This is a genomic window from Methylobacterium sp. P3_A11, assembly GCF_056403155.1.
The window spans coordinates 1-18,840 of the sequence record NZ_JBFUGA010000054.1 but is presented as its reverse complement, the minus strand read 5'-3'; the positions used below and the strand labels follow the sequence as shown (position 1 = coordinate 18,840).

Annotated in this window: 18 protein-coding genes; 5 read left to right on the top strand and 13 right to left on the bottom strand. The window is 70.1% G+C overall.

Annotated elements, in window-relative coordinates; all coding sequences use genetic code 11:
* Positions 1–40 precede the first annotated feature (40 nt).
* On the bottom strand, positions 41–844 hold the full coding sequence (locus tag AC1DXK_RS17520; RefSeq protein ID WP_457107033.1) for a response regulator: 804 nt from the start codon (positions 842–844) through the stop codon (positions 41–43).
* 173 nt (positions 845–1,017) lie between these two features.
* Between AC1DXK_RS17520 and AC1DXK_RS17515 the strand changes: the two genes are divergently transcribed.
* Positions 1,018–1,365 (top strand): NepR family anti-sigma factor, encoded by a 348-nt coding sequence (locus AC1DXK_RS17515; RefSeq protein ID WP_457107032.1) that lies wholly within the window; start codon positions 1,018–1,020, stop codon positions 1,363–1,365.
* A gap of 164 nt (positions 1,366–1,529) precedes the next feature.
* On the opposite strand, the gene AC1DXK_RS17510 is transcribed toward AC1DXK_RS17515, so the two are convergent.
* Entirely contained in the window at positions 1,530–1,706 is a 177-nt protein-coding gene (locus AC1DXK_RS17510) for a DUF1328 domain-containing protein (protein WP_007568853.1), read from the bottom strand.
* 204 nt (positions 1,707–1,910) lie between these two features.
* On the opposite strand from AC1DXK_RS17510, the gene AC1DXK_RS17505 reads away from it, so the two are divergent.
* Together AC1DXK_RS17505 and AC1DXK_RS17500 are read left to right on the top strand one after the other, a co-directional pair.
* Positions 1,911–2,087, top strand: coding sequence for a hypothetical protein (locus AC1DXK_RS17505; RefSeq protein ID WP_457107031.1), 177 nt, complete (start codon positions 1,911–1,913; stop codon positions 2,085–2,087).
* Between the two features lie 364 nt (positions 2,088–2,451).
* Entirely contained in the window at positions 2,452–3,330 is an 879-nt protein-coding gene (locus AC1DXK_RS17500; RefSeq protein ID WP_457107064.1) for an MBL fold metallo-hydrolase, read from the top strand.
* Between the two features lie 13 nt (positions 3,331–3,343).
* Here AC1DXK_RS17500 and AC1DXK_RS17495 read toward each other — a convergent pair whose 3' ends face one another.
* Together AC1DXK_RS17495 and AC1DXK_RS17490 are read right to left on the bottom strand one after the other, a co-directional pair.
* A complete protein-coding gene (locus AC1DXK_RS17495) occupies positions 3,344–4,123 on the bottom strand; it encodes a DUF1499 domain-containing protein (protein ID WP_457107030.1) in 780 nt (259 codons plus the stop codon).
* A gap of 67 nt (positions 4,124–4,190) precedes the next feature.
* Positions 4,191–6,026 (bottom strand): AsmA family protein, encoded by a 1,836-nt coding sequence (locus AC1DXK_RS17490; protein WP_457107029.1) that lies wholly within the window; start codon positions 6,024–6,026, stop codon positions 4,191–4,193.
* Between the two features lie 292 nt (positions 6,027–6,318).
* Here AC1DXK_RS17490 and AC1DXK_RS17485 point away from each other — a divergent pair, with 292 nt between their 5' ends.
* The gene (locus AC1DXK_RS17485; protein ID WP_477298486.1) at positions 6,319–7,059 is read left to right on the top strand and encodes a CoA transferase subunit A; all 741 of its coding nucleotides are present in this window, start codon (positions 6,319–6,321) and stop codon (positions 7,057–7,059) included.
* Positions 7,060–7,083: 24 nt separating this feature from the next.
* The gene (locus AC1DXK_RS17480) at positions 7,084–7,746 is read left to right on the top strand and encodes a 3-oxoacid CoA-transferase subunit B (protein WP_457107027.1); all 663 of its coding nucleotides are present in this window, start codon (positions 7,084–7,086) and stop codon (positions 7,744–7,746) included.
* 375 nt (positions 7,747–8,121) lie between these two features.
* Here AC1DXK_RS17480 and AC1DXK_RS17475 read toward each other — a convergent pair whose 3' ends face one another.
* The 9 genes from AC1DXK_RS17475 to AC1DXK_RS17435 all read right to left on the bottom strand — a co-directional run.
* Positions 8,122–8,415, bottom strand: a complete 294-nt coding sequence (locus AC1DXK_RS17475; RefSeq protein ID WP_457107026.1) for a formate dehydrogenase subunit delta — start codon at positions 8,413–8,415, stop codon at positions 8,122–8,124.
* Between the two features lie 9 nt (positions 8,416–8,424).
* A complete protein-coding gene (gene fdhF / locus AC1DXK_RS17470) occupies positions 8,425–11,286 on the bottom strand; it encodes a formate dehydrogenase subunit alpha (RefSeq protein ID WP_457107025.1) in 2,862 nt (953 codons plus the stop codon).
* 10 nt (positions 11,287–11,296) lie between these two features.
* Positions 11,297–12,856, bottom strand: coding sequence for a formate dehydrogenase beta subunit (locus AC1DXK_RS17465; RefSeq protein ID WP_457107024.1), 1,560 nt, complete (start codon positions 12,854–12,856; stop codon positions 11,297–11,299).
* The gene (locus AC1DXK_RS17460) at positions 12,853–13,326 is read right to left on the bottom strand and encodes a formate dehydrogenase subunit gamma (RefSeq protein WP_457107023.1); all 474 of its coding nucleotides are present in this window, start codon (positions 13,324–13,326) and stop codon (positions 12,853–12,855) included. The genes AC1DXK_RS17465 and AC1DXK_RS17460 overlap by 4 nt, the downstream gene beginning before the upstream one ends.
* A gap of 318 nt (positions 13,327–13,644) precedes the next feature.
* Complete coding sequence (locus AC1DXK_RS17455) at positions 13,645–14,301, bottom strand: glutathione S-transferase family protein (RefSeq protein WP_457107022.1); 657 nt, start codon at positions 14,299–14,301, stop codon at positions 13,645–13,647.
* A 109-nt stretch (positions 14,302–14,410) separates the two neighbouring features.
* The gene (locus AC1DXK_RS17450; protein ID WP_457107021.1) at positions 14,411–14,902 is read right to left on the bottom strand and encodes a cytochrome c-type biogenesis protein; all 492 of its coding nucleotides are present in this window, start codon (positions 14,900–14,902) and stop codon (positions 14,411–14,413) included.
* An 8-nt stretch (positions 14,903–14,910) separates the two neighbouring features.
* The gene (locus tag AC1DXK_RS17445) at positions 14,911–16,911 is read right to left on the bottom strand and encodes a heme lyase CcmF/NrfE family subunit (RefSeq protein ID WP_457107020.1); all 2,001 of its coding nucleotides are present in this window, start codon (positions 16,909–16,911) and stop codon (positions 14,911–14,913) included.
* A gap of 10 nt (positions 16,912–16,921) precedes the next feature.
* Positions 16,922–17,434 (bottom strand): cytochrome c maturation protein CcmE, encoded by a 513-nt coding sequence (gene ccmE, locus AC1DXK_RS17440; protein ID WP_457107019.1) that lies wholly within the window; start codon positions 17,432–17,434, stop codon positions 16,922–16,924.
* A 182-nt stretch (positions 17,435–17,616) separates the two neighbouring features.
* On the bottom strand, positions 17,617–18,840 hold a 1,224-nt coding region (locus AC1DXK_RS17435; RefSeq protein ID WP_477298481.1), incomplete at its 5' end, for a tetratricopeptide repeat protein.

The window sequence follows — 18,840 nt, the reverse complement described above, 5'->3', positions numbered from 1 at the left end:
CGCGGCGGACCCCGCCGCGTCCAACCCTCCTAGGGCAACCTCAGGCCGACTTGGCTTCCCGGCGCCGGGCCGTCTGCTGGAAGAACAGGGCCTGGCTGATCACCGCCGAGACGTTTGCGGGCTGGAAGGGCTTGGCGATGAGGAAGGCCGGCTCGGGGCGCTCGCCGGTGAGGAAGCGCTCCGGATAGGCGGTGATGAAGATCACCGGCACCTCGAAGGTCTTCAACAGATCGTTCACGGCGTCGAGTCCGGACGAGCCGTCGGCGAGCTGGATGTCCGCCAGGATCAGGCCGGGACGCTTGCCCTCGCCGGCGATCTTGATCGCTTCCGTGCGGGTGCGGGCGACGCCGATGACGTTGTGGCCGAGCCCCTCGACCAGCGCCTCGAGATCCATGGCGATCAGAGGCTCGTCCTCGATGATGAGGATCTCGGTCGCCATGTCGGCGGCGAGTTCACGGCCCGCCTCGTCCACGAGGTCGCGGACCTCGGACACGTCGACACCCAGAATGATCGCCGCGTCCTCCTCGGAGAAGCCTTCAAGACAGGAGAGCAGGAAGGCCTGCCGCGGCAGCGGCGTGATCTGGCCCAGACGCACCTCCGCCGGGAGGTCATGCTGAACCTGCTCACTGCGGCCGTTCACCGAGAGCGAGTTCCAGATCCGCGTGAAGACCCGGAACAGATCGGCCTTGATGTTGGTGCTCCGGCCGAGCGTGTCGGGTTCGTTGACAAGGGTCTCCAGGGTGGCGGCGACGTACGCGTCACCCGCCACTTGGCTCCCCGTGAGCGCGCGCGCGTAGCGGCGCAGGTACGGCAGGTGCTGTACCACGAGTTGCGATGTCGACATTCGATCCCCTGTGCCTCGCCGTGTTGCCCGGCCACGAACGCCTCGATCCTGGACCGAGGGCCTGCCGGGGCCGGCTTGTATCCTGCCCAGCCTACCGCCCAACGCGGAGGCCCGCACTCCGTTCCACCCCCCGGCGGAACCGATCCCGGCGGGCAGGCGTTGCCGCCGCAGCCATGGCGTATGTCGAGCCGCAGCACAATGCGGCCACGCCGACTTCGGCAACAAGGGGCGTGTTGATGACGGATCAGGGCGAGGAGGCAGGGTTCCGCGCGCGCGGCATGCATGCCGCTACTGCGTCTGATCGCCAATCCGACAACCGCACCAGCACCGCCGACGACGCACCCTCGAGCGCCTTGGCCCAGCCCGACCGCGTCCGGTCACGCAACGGCCTGAGCGATCAAACCCGTACCCGCATCGCTGCGCAGTTGCGTGCGATGTACGACACGGTCACGCAGCAGCCCGTTCCCGATCGTTTCGCCGAACTGATCGCGAAACTCGACAGCAGCGATCGCAAGTCCTGAGCGCAGGCCCGCTCGTTCGATCGCAAGTTCTGCCAACCACGGTTCGTAAAATCGCGGGACTGCCGTCGAAGCAGCATGAAAATAGCCGTCGCGAGGCGCGACGGCTTCTTACGGGCTTCGGCCGAATACCGACCCACGGGGTGGGCCGGTATTCCGCCGGACGTTCAGAGCGTGGGCGAGCGGCCACGCATCAGACCGACGACCGCCGAGATCGCGAACAGGACAATCGCGACGAAGAACACCAGCTTGGCAGCTTCCATTGCCGTTCCGGCGATACCGCCGAAGCCCAGCAGCGCGGCCACGAGAGCGACGACGAGAAAAGTTACAGCCCAACCGAGCATTGTTCGTATCCTTCGAAAATACCAACGCGGGCTGGCCGCGTCGTTCTGAACACGAAAACGCCAAGGTTTCGCTCCGGTTCCGCCGCCTTGGCAAAGTCCTGTGCGCACGAGCCGCGCGCGCGCCGTCCGCGACAAGGGGTGACGGAACGAGACTGGGGCGCTAGCGTTCGAACTTAGGTCTTCAGGCTCGATCCGGGATTTGCGATGCTGCAATCTGTCAAGAGTGCCGTCCGATCGAAGGCCACCGCGGTGGCGGTGCGCCTCGCCGATGCCGTGGATCGGATCGGCGAAACCCTGCGCGCGGCGGCGCTCGGTCTCGTCACGGCACCGGCTCCGGTGCCGATCCGCGTGCGCGCCCGGCAACCCCGCCGCCCGAACTGACCGACGCCGACCCGTTTTGGGCAGGCTCGGCAGTGGTGGCGGCGGATCACGGCGGTCGCGTGCCGTGAAGGCGCGCTCCCACCCGCCGAGAGCGCGGGTGTGGAGGCCCCGTTCGGGCCTCCTGGCGCGGGGTTGATGCCCGCGCCGCCCGGTGCCGGTCGCACACCCAGCAGGATACCGTGACGCGCGGCGTGCCGATCGGGCGGTCCCTCCGGGTTTTGCCGGTCGTGAGGCGGGCCGATACGGAGCTTCGGCCGGCCCGGCGATTGCCAGATGCGCGCGAACCCGCCAAGGACACCCCCATCGGACGCATGGAAGCGCGATGGCGGACCCCGACGACAACCGCCTCACCTTGGAGCCTTCGATGCCGTCGGCGGGGCGGCTCGACGACGTCGCACCCCTGATCCGTCGCCGGGTCGCGCCGAACGGCGGCCCGTTCACGGCCAGCGGCACCTGCACGTACGTGATCGGACACGGCCGGGTGGCGATCCTCGATCCAGGCCCCGACGATCCGGCCCATATCGACGCGTTGCTCGCGGATCTCGACGGGGAGCGGATCGAGGCCATCGTGGTCACCCATACCCATCGCGACCATTCGCCGGGGGCACGGCTCCTCGCCGCCCGCACCGGCGCGCCCGTGATCGGGTGTGGCCCGCACCGGGCCGCACGTGCCCTGTCGGAGGCCGAGGTCCCGATGCTCGACGCCAGCGCCGACCGGGTCTACGCCCCCGACCGGGTGATGGTGGAGGGCGACACGGTGGCCGGTCCGGGCTGGACCCTCGAGGCCGTGGAGACGCCCGGCCACACGATGAACCACCTCGCTTTCGCACTGCCGGAGACGCAGGCGCTGTTCTCCGGCGACCATGTCATGGCGTGGTCCACCACGATCGTAGCCCCACCGGACGGCACGATGCGTGCCTACATGGCCTCCCTCGACAAGCTGCGCCGGCGCGACGAGGCGGTCTACTGGCCCGGCCATGGCGGACCGGTGCGCGAACCGGCTCGTTTTCTCCGCGGGCTGGCCGGCCATCGCCGCCAGCGGGAGGCGGCGATCCGCGCGCGGTTGGCCGCCGGAGATGCACGCATCGCCGACATCGTCGCGGCGATCTACCAGGGGCTCGATCCGCGGCTGCGCGGCGCGGCCGCACTGTCGGTCTTCGCCCACCTGGAGGATCTGGTGGAGGGCGGACGCGCGACCTGCGACGGCCCACCCCGGCTGGACGGGACCTACGCGCCCGCCTGAGCGGCGCGTCGCCTCACTTCACTCTGATGGCGAGATTGGCGACGTCGTCGAGATACGCCCGGATGCGGTCGGCGTTGCTGCCGAAATCGCGGCCGCCGAGCCGCGAGGCCGAGCGTACGTCGATTCGCGCCCCGTCCGCTCGGGGGCGGATGCGCACGGTGACATCGTCCGGCAGGTTGAGGATCAGGCCGCGGGCCACCGCCTCGATCCGGCCGTTTCCGGTGCGGCCGCCCAGCCGGATCGCCTCGACGATCTGCCAGTGCCGCTTCAAAGCCGCCTGCCGGGCGAGTTCGAAGGCCTCGTCGGCGCCGATGTCGAGGGTCAGCGGTGCGATCTGGGGATAGGCCCCGCGCTGGCGCTCGCGGATGGCCGAGCCGGGATCCACCGGATAGCGACCGCCCCGGGCCGCGAAGGCGGCGCGCGAGCGCGAGAACGCGGGCGGGTTGTCGATGTCGGTGGTGACGTCGGAGAGCGCGGGCAGGCGCAGGCCGCGCAGGCCCAGGAACGCCGGATAGCCCAGGACCGCCAGCGCCAGGATCAGCCCGGCGAGGGCGGCACCGAGCCCACGGGCACCCTCGCGCCAGACCCGCACGAAGGCGAAGACCGCCGCCGCCATAGCCAGGAGCGCGACGCCGAGACCCGCCACCAGCGCAACGAGCGCCGCGTCGGTATCGGCACGTGGATCACGGACGAGGACGAGGGCGATGCCGGTGGCGATGAGGGAGAACACGGCGAGCCGCCGGGCCAGCGGCCCCGCGCGGGTGACAGGTTCCTCGATGAGCAGGCGGCGCATGGGGATCACAGAGACGGTCGGAGCCCGATCTTAAGGCTTGGCCGTGGCCGACGCCATCGCGCCGCCGTCACGGCGCGTACGCGCGAGCGGTGCCGGGCAGGCCGAGTGTGGCGGGCAGCTTGAGGGGATCGGGCAGCATCGCCTCGCCGTAGCGGCCGGCGGCCTCGGACGTTTCGCCATGGACAGCCGTCTGGGCGGTCAGGGCGCTCCACGGGCCGGACACCTCGAACAGCAGGCCGCGGGACGGCTCTGCCGGGGGACGCAGGACCAGTTCGCCCCTGGCGTCGAGCCGCCGCTCGGGCAGCGACACCTGTCCGCGCAGCGTAGCCCCGACGCTCGGCCCCAGGAGCCCGGACTCGGCGATCTCACCCACCCCATCGACGAAGCGCAACGTCACCACGGCGCGATCGAAGGCGGTCCGGCCGTTACGGCGCGCGAGGGCGCCGGACGCCACCACACCATTGCGATGAACGACATCGGCGAGATCCAGGCCTGTGATGGTGCCGTTATCCGCGCCGAGGGTCGCTCGGCCGCCGAGATGCGCAAGAAGGCCGACCGAGTCGCGGGCTTTGGCCTCCAGGGCGAAGTGGCCCTGTACGAGTCCGACCAGCCAGCGCGTCGCGCGGATCTCGCCCAGCAGGGCGCCGAGGTCGACGTGGTCGAGACTGCCCTGGGTGCGGAATTCGGTCTCGGCCGGATCCGTCCCGCTCGCCAGGATCGCGCGTCCCTTGACCGTACCGTCCTGGATCCGCGCCCGGTTCACCGCGACTTCCAGGGCGCCGTCCCGCACCAGCACGCTCGCAGCCAGATCCTGCACCCGGACAGCTCCGGCGCGCCCCTCGACTGCCGAGAGGCGGAGGTCGAGGTCGCCCTGTGTGACCGGCGCCAGGGCGATCGGCACGGGAGTGGCCTCGAACAGGCGCGCCAGATCTGCGGCGAGGGGCGTGAGGTCGAGGGTCTCGGCCGCCAGGGTCGCCTGCACCGCAAGGCGCGGCGCCTGGCCCGACCCGAGCGTCACGGCGCCGGCCCCCTCCAGAACGTTCTGGCCGATGCCGATGCGCAGGCGCGGCCAGGAGACGGACCGCTCCGCGGTCTCGAACCGGCCGTCGATGGTGAAGGCCCCGGCGAGGGGCGCCAGCGGCGCCTCCCGGCCGAGCCAAGCGAGGCTTTCCGGCAGCGAGCGGGTCGCGAAGCGCAGCTCTCCGGAGAGGGCCGGCGACGCGCCGCCCTCGGCCGAAAGCCCCATCGTCCCGTCCGCCGCGAGGCTGCCGCCGGGCCACGTGACGTCCGCGGTGAACGGACTGGTGCGGCGCAGGGCGATCTCGGCCGGGCGCAGGTGCGTGAGGGTGATCCGGGTCGGCACGCCCCGCCACATCAGGCTGGCGCGAGCCTCGGCGGTCGCGCTCCAGAGCGGCCATGCGACGTCGAGGTCGATGTCCCGCGCTGCGCCGCCGTCGGCGAGGCGCGCGCCGCGCACGACGATCCGGCGCGGCCGCGCCATCACGCCGGACCGGGCCTGCTCGGCGAGGCGGGCCAGCGGCGCATCCCAGCCGCCGGCATCCTCCGACAGGCGCGCGCCCTCCAGGCGCAGGCCGCCCACGGCGGCATGGCCACCCAGCAGGCTCAGCGGGTCAAGGTCGACGATCAGGCGCCCGTCGTCAGCGAGAACCGGCCCGGTGGATCCGGCGGCGAGGCGAACCTGGCCGAGGGTCAGGCGCGGCCAGGGCAGCAGGGTCAGGCTCGCCGGCCCGCGCAGGGTCAGGTCGATCCCGTACGCGCCGAGGGCGCGGCGGGCGAACGCCGTCGCCCGGCCGTCATCGAGCGGCCAGTCGCGCAGACCGAGACCGGCGACGATCAGGCTCCCGAGAGCGAGGACGAAGATCGGGCGGCGCAGAGACTTCATCCTCCGAGAGGGGCGGCGGCTATGGCCGGAGGCCGGCCCCTCGGGCTGTCACAGCCCGGCAGGTCTGCACGTCGCGGGTGCTTTTTAAACCCCTCAGCCGGATTTGTCTGCCGCGCCGGTACCGAGCCACCCCGCGCTCCCCAGCGCAGTGCCGGTTACGGATCGCCCGGGACCGCGCCACAGGGTGTGCGGCGCCACTGGATTTCACGCGCGGAATCGGGGAGAGCAAGCGCGAGGACACGCGCTTCCCAAGGTTTCGGCCGGTCGGGTCCGGCGGGAAAAGGACGGTTCGATGAAGAAGGTCTACACGGATGCCGCCGCCGCCCTGGCCGGCCTCCTGCACGACGACATGATGGTGATGTGCGGCGGCTTCGGCCTCTGCGGCATCCCGGACGAGCTGATCGAGGCGGTCCGCCTCTCGGGCGTCAAGGGCCTGACCGTCGTGTCGAACAATGCCGGCATCGACGGGGTCGGCCTCGGCAAGCTCCTGGACACCCGGCAGGTCGCCAAGATGATCTCGTCCTACGTGGGCGAGAACAAGGAATTCGCCCGCCAGTATCTCGGCGGCGAGCTGGAGATCGAGTTCAACCCGCAGGGCACGCTCRCCGAGCGGATCCGCGCCGGCGGCGCCGGAATCCCGGCCTTCTTCACCAAGACCGGCGTCGGCACCAAGGTCGCCGAGGGCAAGGAAGTCCGCGAGTTCGACGGCGAGCAGTACGTCATGGAGCGCGGCCTGTTCGCCGACCTCGCCCTCGTCCACGCCCACACCGGCGACACCGAGGGCAACCTCCGCTACCGGATGACCGCGCGCAACTTCAACCCGATGATGGCGACCGCCGCCAAGATGACGGTGGCGCAGGTCGAGCACCTCGTGAAGCCGGGCGCGATCGATCCGGACACGATCCACACGCCCGGCATCTTCGTGAAGCGGATCATCGACGTCGGGCAGCGCGACAAGCGCATCGAGCAGCGCACCACGCGCAAGCGCGGCGACAGCACCCCGGCCGCGGCGGCCGGCGGCGGCACGCACTGATCGAACGGGAAGGGAGCGAGAACGATGGCCTGGACCCGCGAGCAGATGGCGGCGCGCGCCGCCAAGGAGCTGGAGGATGGCTTCTACGTGAACCTCGGCATCGGCATCCCGACGCTGGTGTCGAACTACATCCCCGAGGGCATGTCGGTGCAGCTCCAGTCGGAGAACGGCATGCTGGGCATGGGTCCCTTCCCCTACGAGGGCGAGGAGGATCCGGACCTGATCAACGCCGGCAAGCAGACGATCACCGCGCTGCCGACGACGAGCTACTTCTCCTCGGCGGATTCCTTCGGGATGATCCGCGGCGGGCACATCAACCTGTCGATCCTCGGCGCCATGCAGGTGGCCGGCAACGGCGACCTCGCCAACTGGATGATCCCCGGCAAGATGGTGAAGGGGATGGGCGGCGCCATGGACCTCGTCGCCGGCGTGAAGCGCGTGGTCGTGGTGATGGAGCACGTCGCCAAGAACAAGGACGGCACCGAGAGCCCGAAGCTGCTCAAGGCCTGCGACCTGCCGCTCACCGGCACGCAGGTGGTCGACCTGGTGATCACCGATCTCGGCGTGTTCGAGATCGACAAGAAGGGCGACGGCGGCATGAAGCTCATCGAGCTCGCCGACGGCGTCACCGAGGACGAGATCCGCAAGAAGACCGAGGCCGACTTCACCGTCGCCCTGAAGACCTGACGTCCCGGGGCTCGGCGGCGGATGTCGCCGGGCCAATCGGGGTGGGACGGCCGGGCACCCGATCGGCGAGCAGTGCCGCCGTCGCAACGCCTTTTTGCATAGGCTCAGACGGTTTCCGGTTGACCGCTTCGGTTGACACGTCTCGCTCCGTCATCGCGAGCGCAGCGAAGTGACCCAGGGTCGCGCGATCGTACAGAGCGTGGCGCTGCTGGATTGCTTCGCTCCGCTCGCAAAGACGGCGGAACCGATCGATGACCCAGAAACGGTATCAGACGCGAAACACCCCTGCTCCCAGTCGGGACAGGGGCTGATTCGCGTGATTGCGTGCCAGCCAGGCGGGGCGCGGGCTGGAGGTCCCGCCCGGCCTCGGGCGGCTCAGCCCGCGTCGCTGGCGCCCGCACCCGCGAGCTGCGGGTCCCGGGTCGCCGGACGCACCGGGCTCTCGGCCTGCGGCTCACCGCCGTGGAGCGCCTGCCGCACGTAGCTGTCGACCCGCTCACCCTGCTCCGGCAGTGCGGCCTCCAGATGCGCGATCATCTTCGGCGTCCAGAACGCCTTGATGTGCTTCTGGATGCCCGCCACCGCCTCCTCCTCCGGGTAGGACCGGAAGAAGGTGGCGATCTGGTTGGCCATGCGGACCAGCTTGTCCGCCTGCGTCACGGCACTCATCGGTTACTCTTACTCTGCCGCGTCCAGGGTCTGGGCGATCCGGGTGAGGGAGAAGTCCTCCTCGTAGAACCTCGCCTGCCAGTCGGAGGGCCGGTTGGTCCGCCGGACCTGCACGGCCGTCACCTTGTACTCGGGGCAGTTGGTCGCCCAGTCCGAGTAGTCCGTCGTGATGACGTTGGCGCCGGTCTTGGCGTGGTGGAAGGTGGTGTAGACCACGCCCGGCTGCATCCGCTCGGAGATCTTGGCCTTCAGGGCGATGTCGCCGGACCGGCTCTCCAGGGCGACGAGGTCGCCGTCGACGATGCCGCGCAGCTCCGCGTCGAACGGGTGGATCTCCAGCACGTCCTCCTCGTGCCAGCGCGAGTTCTCGGTACGCCGCGTCTGCGCGCCGACATTGTACTGGGACAGGATCCGGCCCGTGGTCAGGATCAGCGGGAACTTCGCCCCCGTCCGCTCCTCGGTGGCCACGAACTCGGTGATCATGAACCGGCCCTTGCCGCGGACGAACCGGTCCACGTGCATCATCGGCGTGCCGAGCGGCGCCTTCTCGTTGCAGGGCCACTGCACCGAGCCGAGCTCGTCGAGCTTGGCGTAGGACACGCCCGTGAAGCTCGGGGTGAGCGAGGCGATCTCGTCCATGATCTCGGACGGGTGGTTGTACTCCATCTTGTAGCCGAGCGCGTTGGAGAGCAGCACCGTGCCCTCCCAGTCGCCGTATCCGCCCATCGGAGCCATGACCTTGCGCACGCGCGAGATGCGGCGCTCGGCATTGGTGAAGGTCCCGTCCTTCTCGAGGAACGAGGCGCCCGGCAGGAAGACGTGGGCGTATTTGGCGGTCTCGTTCAGGAACAGGTCCTGGATGACGATGCACTCCATCGCCATCAGGCCGCTCGTCACGTGGTGCGTGTCGGGATCGGACTGCGCGATATCCTCACCCTGGATGTACAGGCCCTTGAAGCTGCCCTCGACGGCCTCGTCGAGCATGTTGGTGATGCGCAGGCCCGGCGCGTTGTCGAGCTTGGCGCCCCAGAGAGCCTCGAAGCTCTCGCGGGTGGCGTCGTCCGAGACGTGGCGGTAGCCGGTGAGCTCGTGCGGGAACGAGCCCATGTCGCAGGAGCCCTGCACGTTGTTCTGGCCGCGCAGCGGGTTCACGCCGGCGCCGAGCTTGCCGATGTTGCCGGTGGCCATGGCGATGTTGGCCATGCCCATCACCATGGTCGAGCCCTGGCTGTGCTCGGTGACGCCCAGCCCGTAGTAGATGCCGGCCGCGCCGCCCTTGGCGTAGAGCCGGGCCGCCCCGCGGACGTCCGCCGGGTCGAGCCCGGTGAATTGCTGCTGGTTCTCCGGGGAGTGGCGCTCGTCGGCGATGAACCGCGCCCAGGACTCGAACTCGGCCAGATCGCAGCGCTCGCGGACATAGGCCTCGTCGATCAGCCCCTCGGTGACGATCACGTGCGCCAGCGAGTTGATGAACGCGACGTTGGAGCCGGGCTTCAGCGGCAGGTGGTAGTCGGCCTTGATGTGGGGCGACTTCACGAGGTCGATCTTGCGGGGATCGGCGACGATGAGCTTGGCACCCTGGCGCAGCCGCTTCTTCATCCGCGAGCCGAAGACCGGGTGGCCGTCGGTCGGGTTCGCGCCGATGACCAGGATCACGTCGGAATTCTCGACCGACTTGAAATCCTGGGTGCCGGCCGAGGTGCCCAGCGTCGACATCAGGCCGTAGCCGGTCGGCGAATGGCAGACTCGGGCGCAGGTATCGACGTTGTTGTTGCCGAAGGCGGCGCGCACGAGCTTCTGGACGAGGTAGGCCTCCTCGTTGGTGCAGCGCGAGGAGGTGATGCCGCCGACCGAATCCTTGCCGTACTTCGCCTGGATCCGCTTGAACTCGGAGGCCGCCCGGTCGATCGCCTCTTCCCAGGACACCTCGCGCCACGGATCCGTGATCTTCTCGCGGATCATCGGCTTGGTGATGCGGTCCTTGTGGGTGGCGTAGCCGTAGGCGAAGCGGCCCTTCACGCAGGAATGGCCCTCATTGGCCTTGCCGCCCTTGTACGGAACCATGCGGACGACGCGCTCGCCCTGCATCTCGGCCTTGAACGAGCAGCCGACGCCGCAATACGCGCAGGTCGTGACCTCCGCGTGCTCGGGCTGGCCGTACTCGTGGATCGACTTCTCCTGGAGGGTCGCGGTCGGGCAGGCCTGCACGCAGGCGCCGCAGGAGACGCACTCGGACTCGAAGAAGTTGGTCGGGCCGGCCGCAACGCGGCTGTCGAAGCCGCGGCCCGCGATGGTCAGCGCGAAGGTGCCCTGCACCTCCTCGCAGGCGCGGACGCAGCGGTTGCAGACGATGCACTTCGACGGATCGTAGGTGAAGTACGGGTTCGACTCGTCCTTCGGCAGGTACTTTTCCGAACTCGGACGGACGTGGTTGTCGCCCTCATAGCCGTATCGGACGTCGCGCAGGCCGACCACGCCGGCCTGCGTCTGCAGCTCGCAGTCGCCGTTGGCCGCGCAGGTCAGACAGTCGAGGGGGTGATCGGAGATGTAGAGCTCCATCACGCCCTTGCGGAGCTTGGCGAGCTTCTCGTTCTGCGTGTGGACCACCATGCCGTTCTCGGCCGGGGTCGTGCACGAGGCCGGGGTGCCGCGCCGGCCCTCGATCTCCACGAGGCAGAGGCGGCAGGAGCCGAACGGCTCCAGCGAGTCGGTCGCGCAGAGCTTCGGGATCTGCGTCCCGGCCTGCATCGCCGCCGCCATAACCGAGGTGCCGGCCGGCACCGTCACCGACATGCCGTCGATCGTCAGCGTCACCGTCTGCTCGCTGACGCGGATCGGCGTGCCGTAGTCGATCTCCTTGATCAGGCCCATCGACGTTTCCTCACTCGGCCGCGGCCGGCAGATCGCCGGCGCGCCTGAAATCTTCGGGGAAGTGGGTGATCGCGCTCATCACGGGCATCGGCGTGAGCCCGCCCATGGCGCAGAGCGACCCGTCGGTCATGACCTCGCAGAGGTCCTCGACCAGCTTCAGGTTCGCGTCCGGCCGGATGCCGGCGATCACCTTGTCCATGGTCTCGACGCCGCGGGTCGCTCCGATGCGGCAGGGGGTGCACTTGCCGCACGACTCGGTGGCGCAGAAGTCGAAGGCGAAGCGGGCCTGGGCGGCCATGTCGACGGTGTCGTCGAACACCACGATGCCGCCGTGGCCGACGAGGCCCTTCTTGGCCGCCATCGCCTCGTAATCGAGGGGCGTGTCGAGGAGATGGTCGGGGAAGTAGGCCCCGAGCGGGCCTCCGACCTGCACGGCCCGGACCGGCCGCCCCGAGCGGGTGCCGCCGCCGAAATCCTCGATGACCTGCCGCAGGGTGATGCCGAAGGCCATCTCGATCAGGCCGCCGTGCTTGACGTTGCCGGCGAGCTGGATCGGCAGGGTGCCGAGCGAGCGGCCCATGCCGTAATCGGCGTAGGCCCTGGCGCCGTTCTCCAGGATCCACGGCACCGCCGTGAAGGTCATTACGTTGTTGACCAGCGTCGGCTTGCCGAGGAAGCCCTTGAGCGCCGGGATCGGCGGCTTGGCCCGCACGATGCCGCGCTTGCCCTCCAGGCTCTCCAGCAGCGAGGTCTCCTCGCCGCAGATATAGGCGCCGGCGCCCAGCCGAACTTCCAGGTGGAAGGTCCTGCCCGAGCCCAGGATGTTGTCGCCCAGCACGCCGGCCGCCACGCCGTTGGCGATCGCCTCCTTGAGGGTCGCGAAGGCCTGCGGGTACTCGGAGCGCAGGTAGATGTAGCCGCGGGTGGCGCCGGTCGCCATGGCCGCGATGGTCATGCCCTCGATGAGGTTGAAGGGGTCGCCCTCCATCATCATCCGGTCGGCGAAGGTGCCGGAATCGCCCTCGTCGGCGTTGCAGACCACGTATTTCTGGTCCGCCTTGGCGAGCATCACGGTGTTCCACTTGATGCCGGCCGGGAAGCCGGCACCGCCCCGGCCGCGCAGGCCGGAATCGCGCACCGCCGCCACGATACCCTCGGCATCGAGCTTGAGCGCGGCCTCAAGGCCGCGATAGCCGCCATGCGCCCGGTAATCGTCGACGGAGACCGGGTCGATCACGCCGCAGCGGTGGAAGGTCAGGCGCTGCTGCCGGGCGAGGTAGGGGATCTTCTCGGGGTCCCCGAGACACAGGGGATGGTCGCCGCCGGTGGCAAGGCCCCCGTCCAGCAGGGCATCGACATCCTTGACCGTCACCGGCCCGTAGGCGACGCGCCCCTCAGGCGTGCCGACCTCGACCATCGGCTCCAGCCAGAACAGGCCGCGGGAGCCGGTGCGGACGATGGTGACGTCCAGACCGCGGCGCTCGGCGCCGGCGAAGAGGGCGCGGGCGACCTTGTTGGCACCGAGTCCGAGGGCGACGGCGTCGCGCGGAACGTAGAGCGTGACGCTCACTGGCGCACCTCCGTCAGGGCAGCTTCGAGGGCGTCGGCGGTCAGGTGCGCGACCGGCTCACCGTCCACCAGCGCGGCGGGGCCGTTGGCGCACAGGCCGAGGCAGTAGACCGGCTCGACCGTGGCGCTGCCGTCGGCGGTGGTCTCGTGCCAGCCGCAGCCGAGGCGGCCGAGGATCTCGCGGTGCAGGTTGTCGGAGCCCATGGCCTGGCAGGCCTCGGCGCGGCACAGCTTCACTTCGTGCCGGCCGGCGGGATGGGCGCGGAAATCATGGTAGAAGGTGATGCAGCCGTGCACCTCGGCGCGCGACAGGTTCAGGGCGTCCGCGATCAGCGGCACGGCGCCAGAATCCACGTAGCCGAATGTTTCCTGCAGTGCGTGCAGGATCGGCAGCGTGGCCCCTTCGAGATGCGTATGCTCGGCGATGATCCCGGTGGCGCGTTCCGCGCTCCAGGGCTCGTGACGCGCCATGGTTCTCAGCCCAGTCTGTTCCTGTTCTAAGGCGAAGAGGAACAGAAATGCCGAATGGCTTCAATCGAACTGTCCGGTCAGGCGACAAAGGACGTTTGTCGAGCTGTAACGCGCCGGTGGGGGCAATGAGCACGTTCTGTTAACCCGTTGAAACAACGTAGTTTTTCAAATCACACCCTCAGTCAGAATCTCCTGCGTGCATCGCAACATGGATTTGTGCTCTGCAATAAATTGCATGCATCCGACGTCGGGCATATCCGCTTGCAGAATAGCCGGCCGTCATTGCGCGCGCAGCGAAGCAACGACGGAAGCTGAGGGTCAGAACTCCATCTCGAGCTCTTCGATCTCATCCGGCTCGTCGGCGGCGGCCTCGGCCCACTCGACCATCAGGGGCCAGCGCAGGATCGTGTCGCGGTAGGCGGCGGCCCGGGGCGGCAGCGCGACGTCGTAGGTGCGGAAGCGCGTGCAGACCGGGGCGTACATGGCGTCAGCCAGGCAGGGGCGGTCACCGAACAGGAACGGCCCCTCGTACCGGTCCAGGCAATCGTCAAAGATCGTGACGATGCGCTCGATATCGGCCTTCGCGCCGTTGAACACCCGGAAGTCGGGGTGGAAGGCCCGCAGGTTCATCGGCAGGGCCGAGCGCAGGTTGACGAAACCGGAATGCATCTCGCCGGAGATGGACCGGCAATGGGCACGCTCCGCCACGTTGCCGGGCAGGAAGCCAGCCTGCGGGAACGTCTCCGCGAGGTATTCGGCGATGGCGAGGGTGTCCCAGACGACCACGTCGCCGTGGCGCAGGCGCGGCACGAGGAAGGAGGGCGACAGATGCAGCAACTCCGCCCGGCTTCCGGCATCCGCACCGGACAGGACCTCGGTCTCGAAGTCGAGACCCGCCATCCGGCAGATCAGCCACCCCCGTAGGGACCATGAAGAGTAGTTGCGGCTCGAGATGGTAAGCGTTGCAGCCGTCATCGTCCTGCCCCCCGGCGCGTGACCCGTCCTGCGGTCTGCGGCGCCTGATCCAAGACCTGATCCAAGACTCGTGCCGCGTGACGCCGGCGAATCACGATTCCGCCGGATTCTACTCCCGCCGCAGGAGCGCCGCGACCTCCGCCTCCTCGGCGGCTGACAGGTTTCGGACGGGGGCCGCCGGCCTGCGGCGCGCGAGGCGCCAGATGCCGAATCCGCCGAGCAGGACCGCGAGCACAGGGGTCAGCCATAGGAGCAGGGTGTGCAGGGCGAAGACTGGGCGCAGCAGCACGAACTCGCCGTAACGGGCCACGACGTAGTCGAGCACCGCCGTGTCGCTGTCGCCCTTCTCCAGGCGCTCGCGCACGATCAGGCGCAGATCCTTGGCGAGCGGCGCGTCGGAATCGTCGATCGACTGGTTCTGGCAGACGAGGCAGCGCAGCTCCGCCGAGATCTCCCGTGCGCGATGCTCCAGGGCCGGGTTCTTCAGGACTTCGTCGGGCTGGACGGCGTGGGCCGGGGCGACAAGGACGAGAGCAGCGGCGAGCGCGAAGCCGAACCGGCCGGCGCGCGCCCGCACGCCCACCTTTGCGGGGGCTATCATCGCCGCCATCATTCCGCCGGCACCGCGTTGGGCAGCGGCCGCGCCTTCGCCTTGGCGGGGGCGCCGACGCGCATCCGGCGATCGGTGAGCGAGAGGCCGCCGCCCAGCGCCATCACCACGGCCCCGAGCCAGATCAGGAGCACCAGGGGCTTGTAGTAGAGGCGCAGGCCGACGCCGCCGTCCTGGCCCATCTCGCCGAGGCTGGCATAGACCTGGCTGAAGCCGATGGTCAACAGACCCGACTCCGTCACCGCCATCTTGCGGCTCGGATAGAAGCGCTTGCCGGTCTCCACATGGCCGACCTCGTCGCCGGAGCGGGTCCGGATCGTCAGGGAGGCCGCGGCCTCCTCGTAGTTCGGCCCCTGGCGGGGGCCGACGCGGTCCAGGGTCGCCACGTAGGGTCCCGTCGCCAGGGTCTGTCCGGGCTTGAGGGTCGCAAGCCCCTCGGTGGCCCAGCCCTGGGCGGCGATGCCCAGCACCACGACGCCGACACCGGCATGGGCGAAGGCGGTCCCCCAGGCCGAGCGCGGCAGGCCGACGGCGCGCCGCCCGATCTGACCGAGCGAGCGCGCCCGGCTCGCCCCGTAGCCCCGGGCGCGGGTGACGATCTCGAGGGCGGAGCCGATCAGCAGGTAGGCGCCGAGGCCGATCCCCACCGGCGCCATGACCGGGCCGCCCCAGGTCAGCGCCAGCACGGCGAAGCCGATGACCAGGGCGACCGCCAGCGCGGCGAAGAGGCGCTGGGCGGCGGCGAGCACGTCGCCGCGCTTCCAGGCCAGCGCCTGGCCGAGAGGCACGATCAGCAGCAGCGGGATCGCCAGCGGCACGAAGGTCGAGTTGAAGAAGGGCGGACCGACCGTGATCTTCTCGCCCGTCAGCATCTCCAGGAGCAGCGGGTAGAGGGTGCCGACCAGCACGGTGGCGCAGCCGGCGACGAGGAAGAGATTGTTGAGGACCAGGGAGCCCTCGCGGGAGATCGGGGCGAACAGACCCCCCTGCCGCAGCAGCGGCGCCCGCCACGCGAACAGCGTCAGCGAGCCGCCGATGAACAGGATCAGGATCCCCAGGATGAACACGCCGCGGGTCGGGTCGGTGGCGAAGGAATGCACGGAGGTGATCACGCCCGAGCGGACCAGGAAGGTGCCGATCAGCGACAGCGAGAAGGTCAGGATCGCGAGCAGGACCGTCCAGACCTTGAGGGCGTCGCGCTTCTCCATGACCACGGTGGAGTGCAGAAGCGCCGTCCCGGCGATCCACGGCATCAGGGAGGCGTTCTCGACCGGATCCCAGAACCACCAGCCACCCCAGCCGAGTTCGTAATAGGCCCAGTAGGAGCCCATCGCGATTCCGAGCGTCAGGAAGCACCACGCAGTGAGCGTCCAGGGCCGCACCGCCCGCGCCCAGACGGCGTCGATCCGGCCGTCGATCAGCGCGGCGACCGCGAAGGCGAAGCTGATCGAGAAGCCGACATAGCCGAGGTAGAGGAGAGGCGGGTGGATCGCCAGCCCGGGATCCTGCAGCAGCGGGTTGAGGTCGTTGCCCTCCAGCGGCGCCGGGATCACGCGGCTGAACGGGTTCGAGGTCGTGATGATGAACAGCACGAACACGAAGGTGATCAGCCCCTGCACACCCAGCGTGCTGGCGCGCAGCCGCGGCGGCACGGAGTTCTTCGCCGCCGCGACACAGGCGCCGAACAAGGTGAGGATCAGGACCCAGAGGAGCATCGAGCCCTCGTGGTTCCCCCAGACGCCGGAGATCTTGTAGATCAGTGGCTTCTGCGTGTGCGAGTTCTCGACGACGTTCTGGACCGAGAAATCGGACGTGACATGCGCCCAGGTCAGCGCCGCGAACGCGAACAGCACGCAGGCGAAGGCGCCGAGCGCCGCCTGCGAGGCGGTCTGGCGGAGCGCCGGGTCGCCCGAGCGCGCGGCCCAGATCGGCATCACCACCTGGACGAGGGAGATCGCGAGCGCGAGTGCGAGCGCGAAGTGACCGGTCTCGACGATCATGCGGATTCCCTTACCGCTCGCTGCGCTGGCCGAGGGTCTGGTCGGCCGCCGCGGTGGCGGGCTTTTGCGCGGGTGCGCCCTTGTTCGGACCGCCCTCCTGCCAGCGCCCCTGCGCCTTCAGGGCATCGGCGACCTCGCGGGGCATGTACGATTCGTCGTGCTTGGCCAGCACCGTGTCGGCGCGGAACTGCCCGCCCGGCTCCAGCACGCCCTCGGCGACCACGCCCTGCCCTTCCCGGAACAGGTCCGGAAGCAGCCCCTTGTAGTGGACCGCGACGGTCTCGTTCGTGTCGGTGACGGCGAAATCGACCGTCTGGTCGGGGCCGCGCTTGAGCGAGCCGTCCTTCACCAGGCCGCCGAGCCGCAGGCGCGTGCCTGGGGCGATGGCCTGCTTGGCGATGTCGGTGGGCGAGCGGAAGAACACGATCGAGCCGCTCATGGCGTAGAGCATCAGCCCCACGGCGAGGGCCAGTACGCTTCCGCAGGCGGCGATCAGGATCAGGCGGCGTTTCTTACGCGTCACGATACTTCCACCCCGCGGTCCGGCGCGCGGAGACCCGCCACGACCGAAACCGTTCTCATTCTAGTCTTGAGGGTGTCGGCTCCGGGCGCCCGCGGGTCAAGGGCAGCCGTCGGGACCGATTGTCGTACGGGCCGCGCCGCGGCGGCGGCCTCGCGATTTCGTGGCGTCAGGAATTGGGCTGGTCAGGGGGTCGGCTTGGCGGGGAGGTCCAGCTCCCGGGCGAGGCCGTCGAGCCGCGCCACCGCCTCGGCGTTGGCGGCCAGCGCCATCCGTGCGCGATCGAGGGCCTTCACAGCCAGATCGCGCTCGCCCAGCGCGCTGTAGGAGCGCACGAGGCGCATCCACTCGTCCGGCGTCCCGCCGCGGGCGCCGAGGCGCCGGTCGAGCCCCTCGACCATGCCGCGAATCGCCGCCTGCTGCTCCGCCTGCGGCATGGCGCGCACGGCCGCCATCGCCGACTCCTTCTCGGCTTGGGCGGTCGGCCCCGCCTGACCTGATTCGGCCGGTGCGGACGCCTCGCCTTCGACGCCGAGGCCCACGGCGCGGGCGCCCTGCTCCACCTGGGCGAGCCCCTGCGGGTCGCCCGCGAGGGCGGCGCGGGCGCGGGCAAGGGCGGCCGTCGCCTGATCGCGCTCGCCGAGCACCGCGCGGGAACGGACGAGCCGCAGCCACTCGTCGGGAGTCCCGCCACCGGCCTTGAGCCGGGCGTCGAGCCCGTCGACCATGCCGCGGATCGCGGCCTGCTGTTCCGCGGGCATTTTCGGCCCCGCCTGGGGCGTCGTGGGCGGCGGCGGCTCGCCCTTGAGGCGCGCCACCGTCTGCCGGACCACGCCGAGCCACGGGGCGTTCGGCGGGCTCGCGGCCTCGAGTTCGGTGAGCTGGCGGATCGCCTCGCCGGTGTCGCCGGCCTGCTCGGCCGCCCGCGCGAGGTAGAAGCGGGGCTTCGGCGCGTTGGGCTCCTTGGCCTGCGCCTTCTCGAACAGCGCCTTGGCCTCGGGCGAGACGGTGCCGTCGGCCGCCGCCGTCAGGGCCTCCCCCTGATCGGCGAGGGTGTCGGCGCTCTCGCCCTTCAGGCGCGCGATGTTGGCGTAGGCGCGGGCGGCATCGTCGAAGCGGCCGGTGCGCATGTAGACCGGGGCGAGGACCGCCCAGCCGCGGGCATCGTTGGGGTCGCGGGCGAGCCGCGCCTCGATCTGCCCGACCGCCTTCATCAGCTCGTCGGCACCGCCACGGGCGGCCTGCCGGTCGGCCTCGGTCTGCGCGGGCAGCTCGGGCGAGCCGTAGAGGCCGTAGGCGATCAGCGCCACGAGGGGGATGGTCGAGAGTGCGAAGGCCGAGGCGGCCCGGCGCCGGCGGAGGCGCGGCTCGGCCGGGCGCGCGGCCTCCGCGAGGCCGTCGTCCTCGGC

Excerpts from the sequence above, each read along its gene's own strand:
- AC1DXK_RS17520 (WP_457107033.1), bottom strand. The coding sequence starts at position 844 with ATGTCGACATCGCAACTCGTGGTACAGCACCTGCCGTACCTGCGCCGC.
- AC1DXK_RS17515 (WP_457107032.1), top strand. The coding sequence starts at position 1,018 with ATGGCGTATGTCGAGCCGCAGCACAATGCGGCCACGCCGACTTCGGCA.
- AC1DXK_RS17510 (WP_007568853.1), bottom strand. The coding sequence starts at position 1,706 with ATGCTCGGTTGGGCTGTAACTTTTCTCGTCGTCGCTCTCGTGGCCGCG.
- AC1DXK_RS17505 (WP_457107031.1), top strand. The coding sequence starts at position 1,911 with ATGCTGCAATCTGTCAAGAGTGCCGTCCGATCGAAGGCCACCGCGGTG.
- AC1DXK_RS17500 (WP_457107064.1), top strand. The coding sequence starts at position 2,452 with ATGCCGTCGGCGGGGCGGCTCGACGACGTCGCACCCCTGATCCGTCGC.
- AC1DXK_RS17495 (WP_457107030.1), bottom strand. The coding sequence starts at position 4,123 with ATGCGCCGCCTGCTCATCGAGGAACCTGTCACCCGCGCGGGGCCGCTG.
- AC1DXK_RS17490 (WP_457107029.1), bottom strand. The coding sequence starts at position 6,026 with ATGAAGTCTCTGCGCCGCCCGATCTTCGTCCTCGCTCTCGGGAGCCTG.
- AC1DXK_RS17480 (WP_457107027.1), top strand. The coding sequence starts at position 7,084 with ATGGCCTGGACCCGCGAGCAGATGGCGGCGCGCGCCGCCAAGGAGCTG.
- AC1DXK_RS17475 (WP_457107026.1), bottom strand. The coding sequence starts at position 8,415 with ATGAGTGCCGTGACGCAGGCGGACAAGCTGGTCCGCATGGCCAACCAG.
- fdhF (WP_457107025.1), bottom strand. The coding sequence starts at position 11,286 with ATGGGCCTGATCAAGGAGATCGACTACGGCACGCCGATCCGCGTCAGC.
- AC1DXK_RS17460 (WP_457107023.1), bottom strand. The coding sequence starts at position 13,326 with ATGGCGCGTCACGAGCCCTGGAGCGCGGAACGCGCCACCGGGATCATC.
- AC1DXK_RS17455 (WP_457107022.1), bottom strand. The coding sequence starts at position 14,301 with ATGACGGCTGCAACGCTTACCATCTCGAGCCGCAACTACTCTTCATGG.
- AC1DXK_RS17450 (WP_457107021.1), bottom strand. The coding sequence starts at position 14,902 with ATGATAGCCCCCGCAAAGGTGGGCGTGCGGGCGCGCGCCGGCCGGTTC.
- AC1DXK_RS17445 (WP_457107020.1), bottom strand. The coding sequence starts at position 16,911 with ATGATCGTCGAGACCGGTCACTTCGCGCTCGCACTCGCGCTCGCGATC.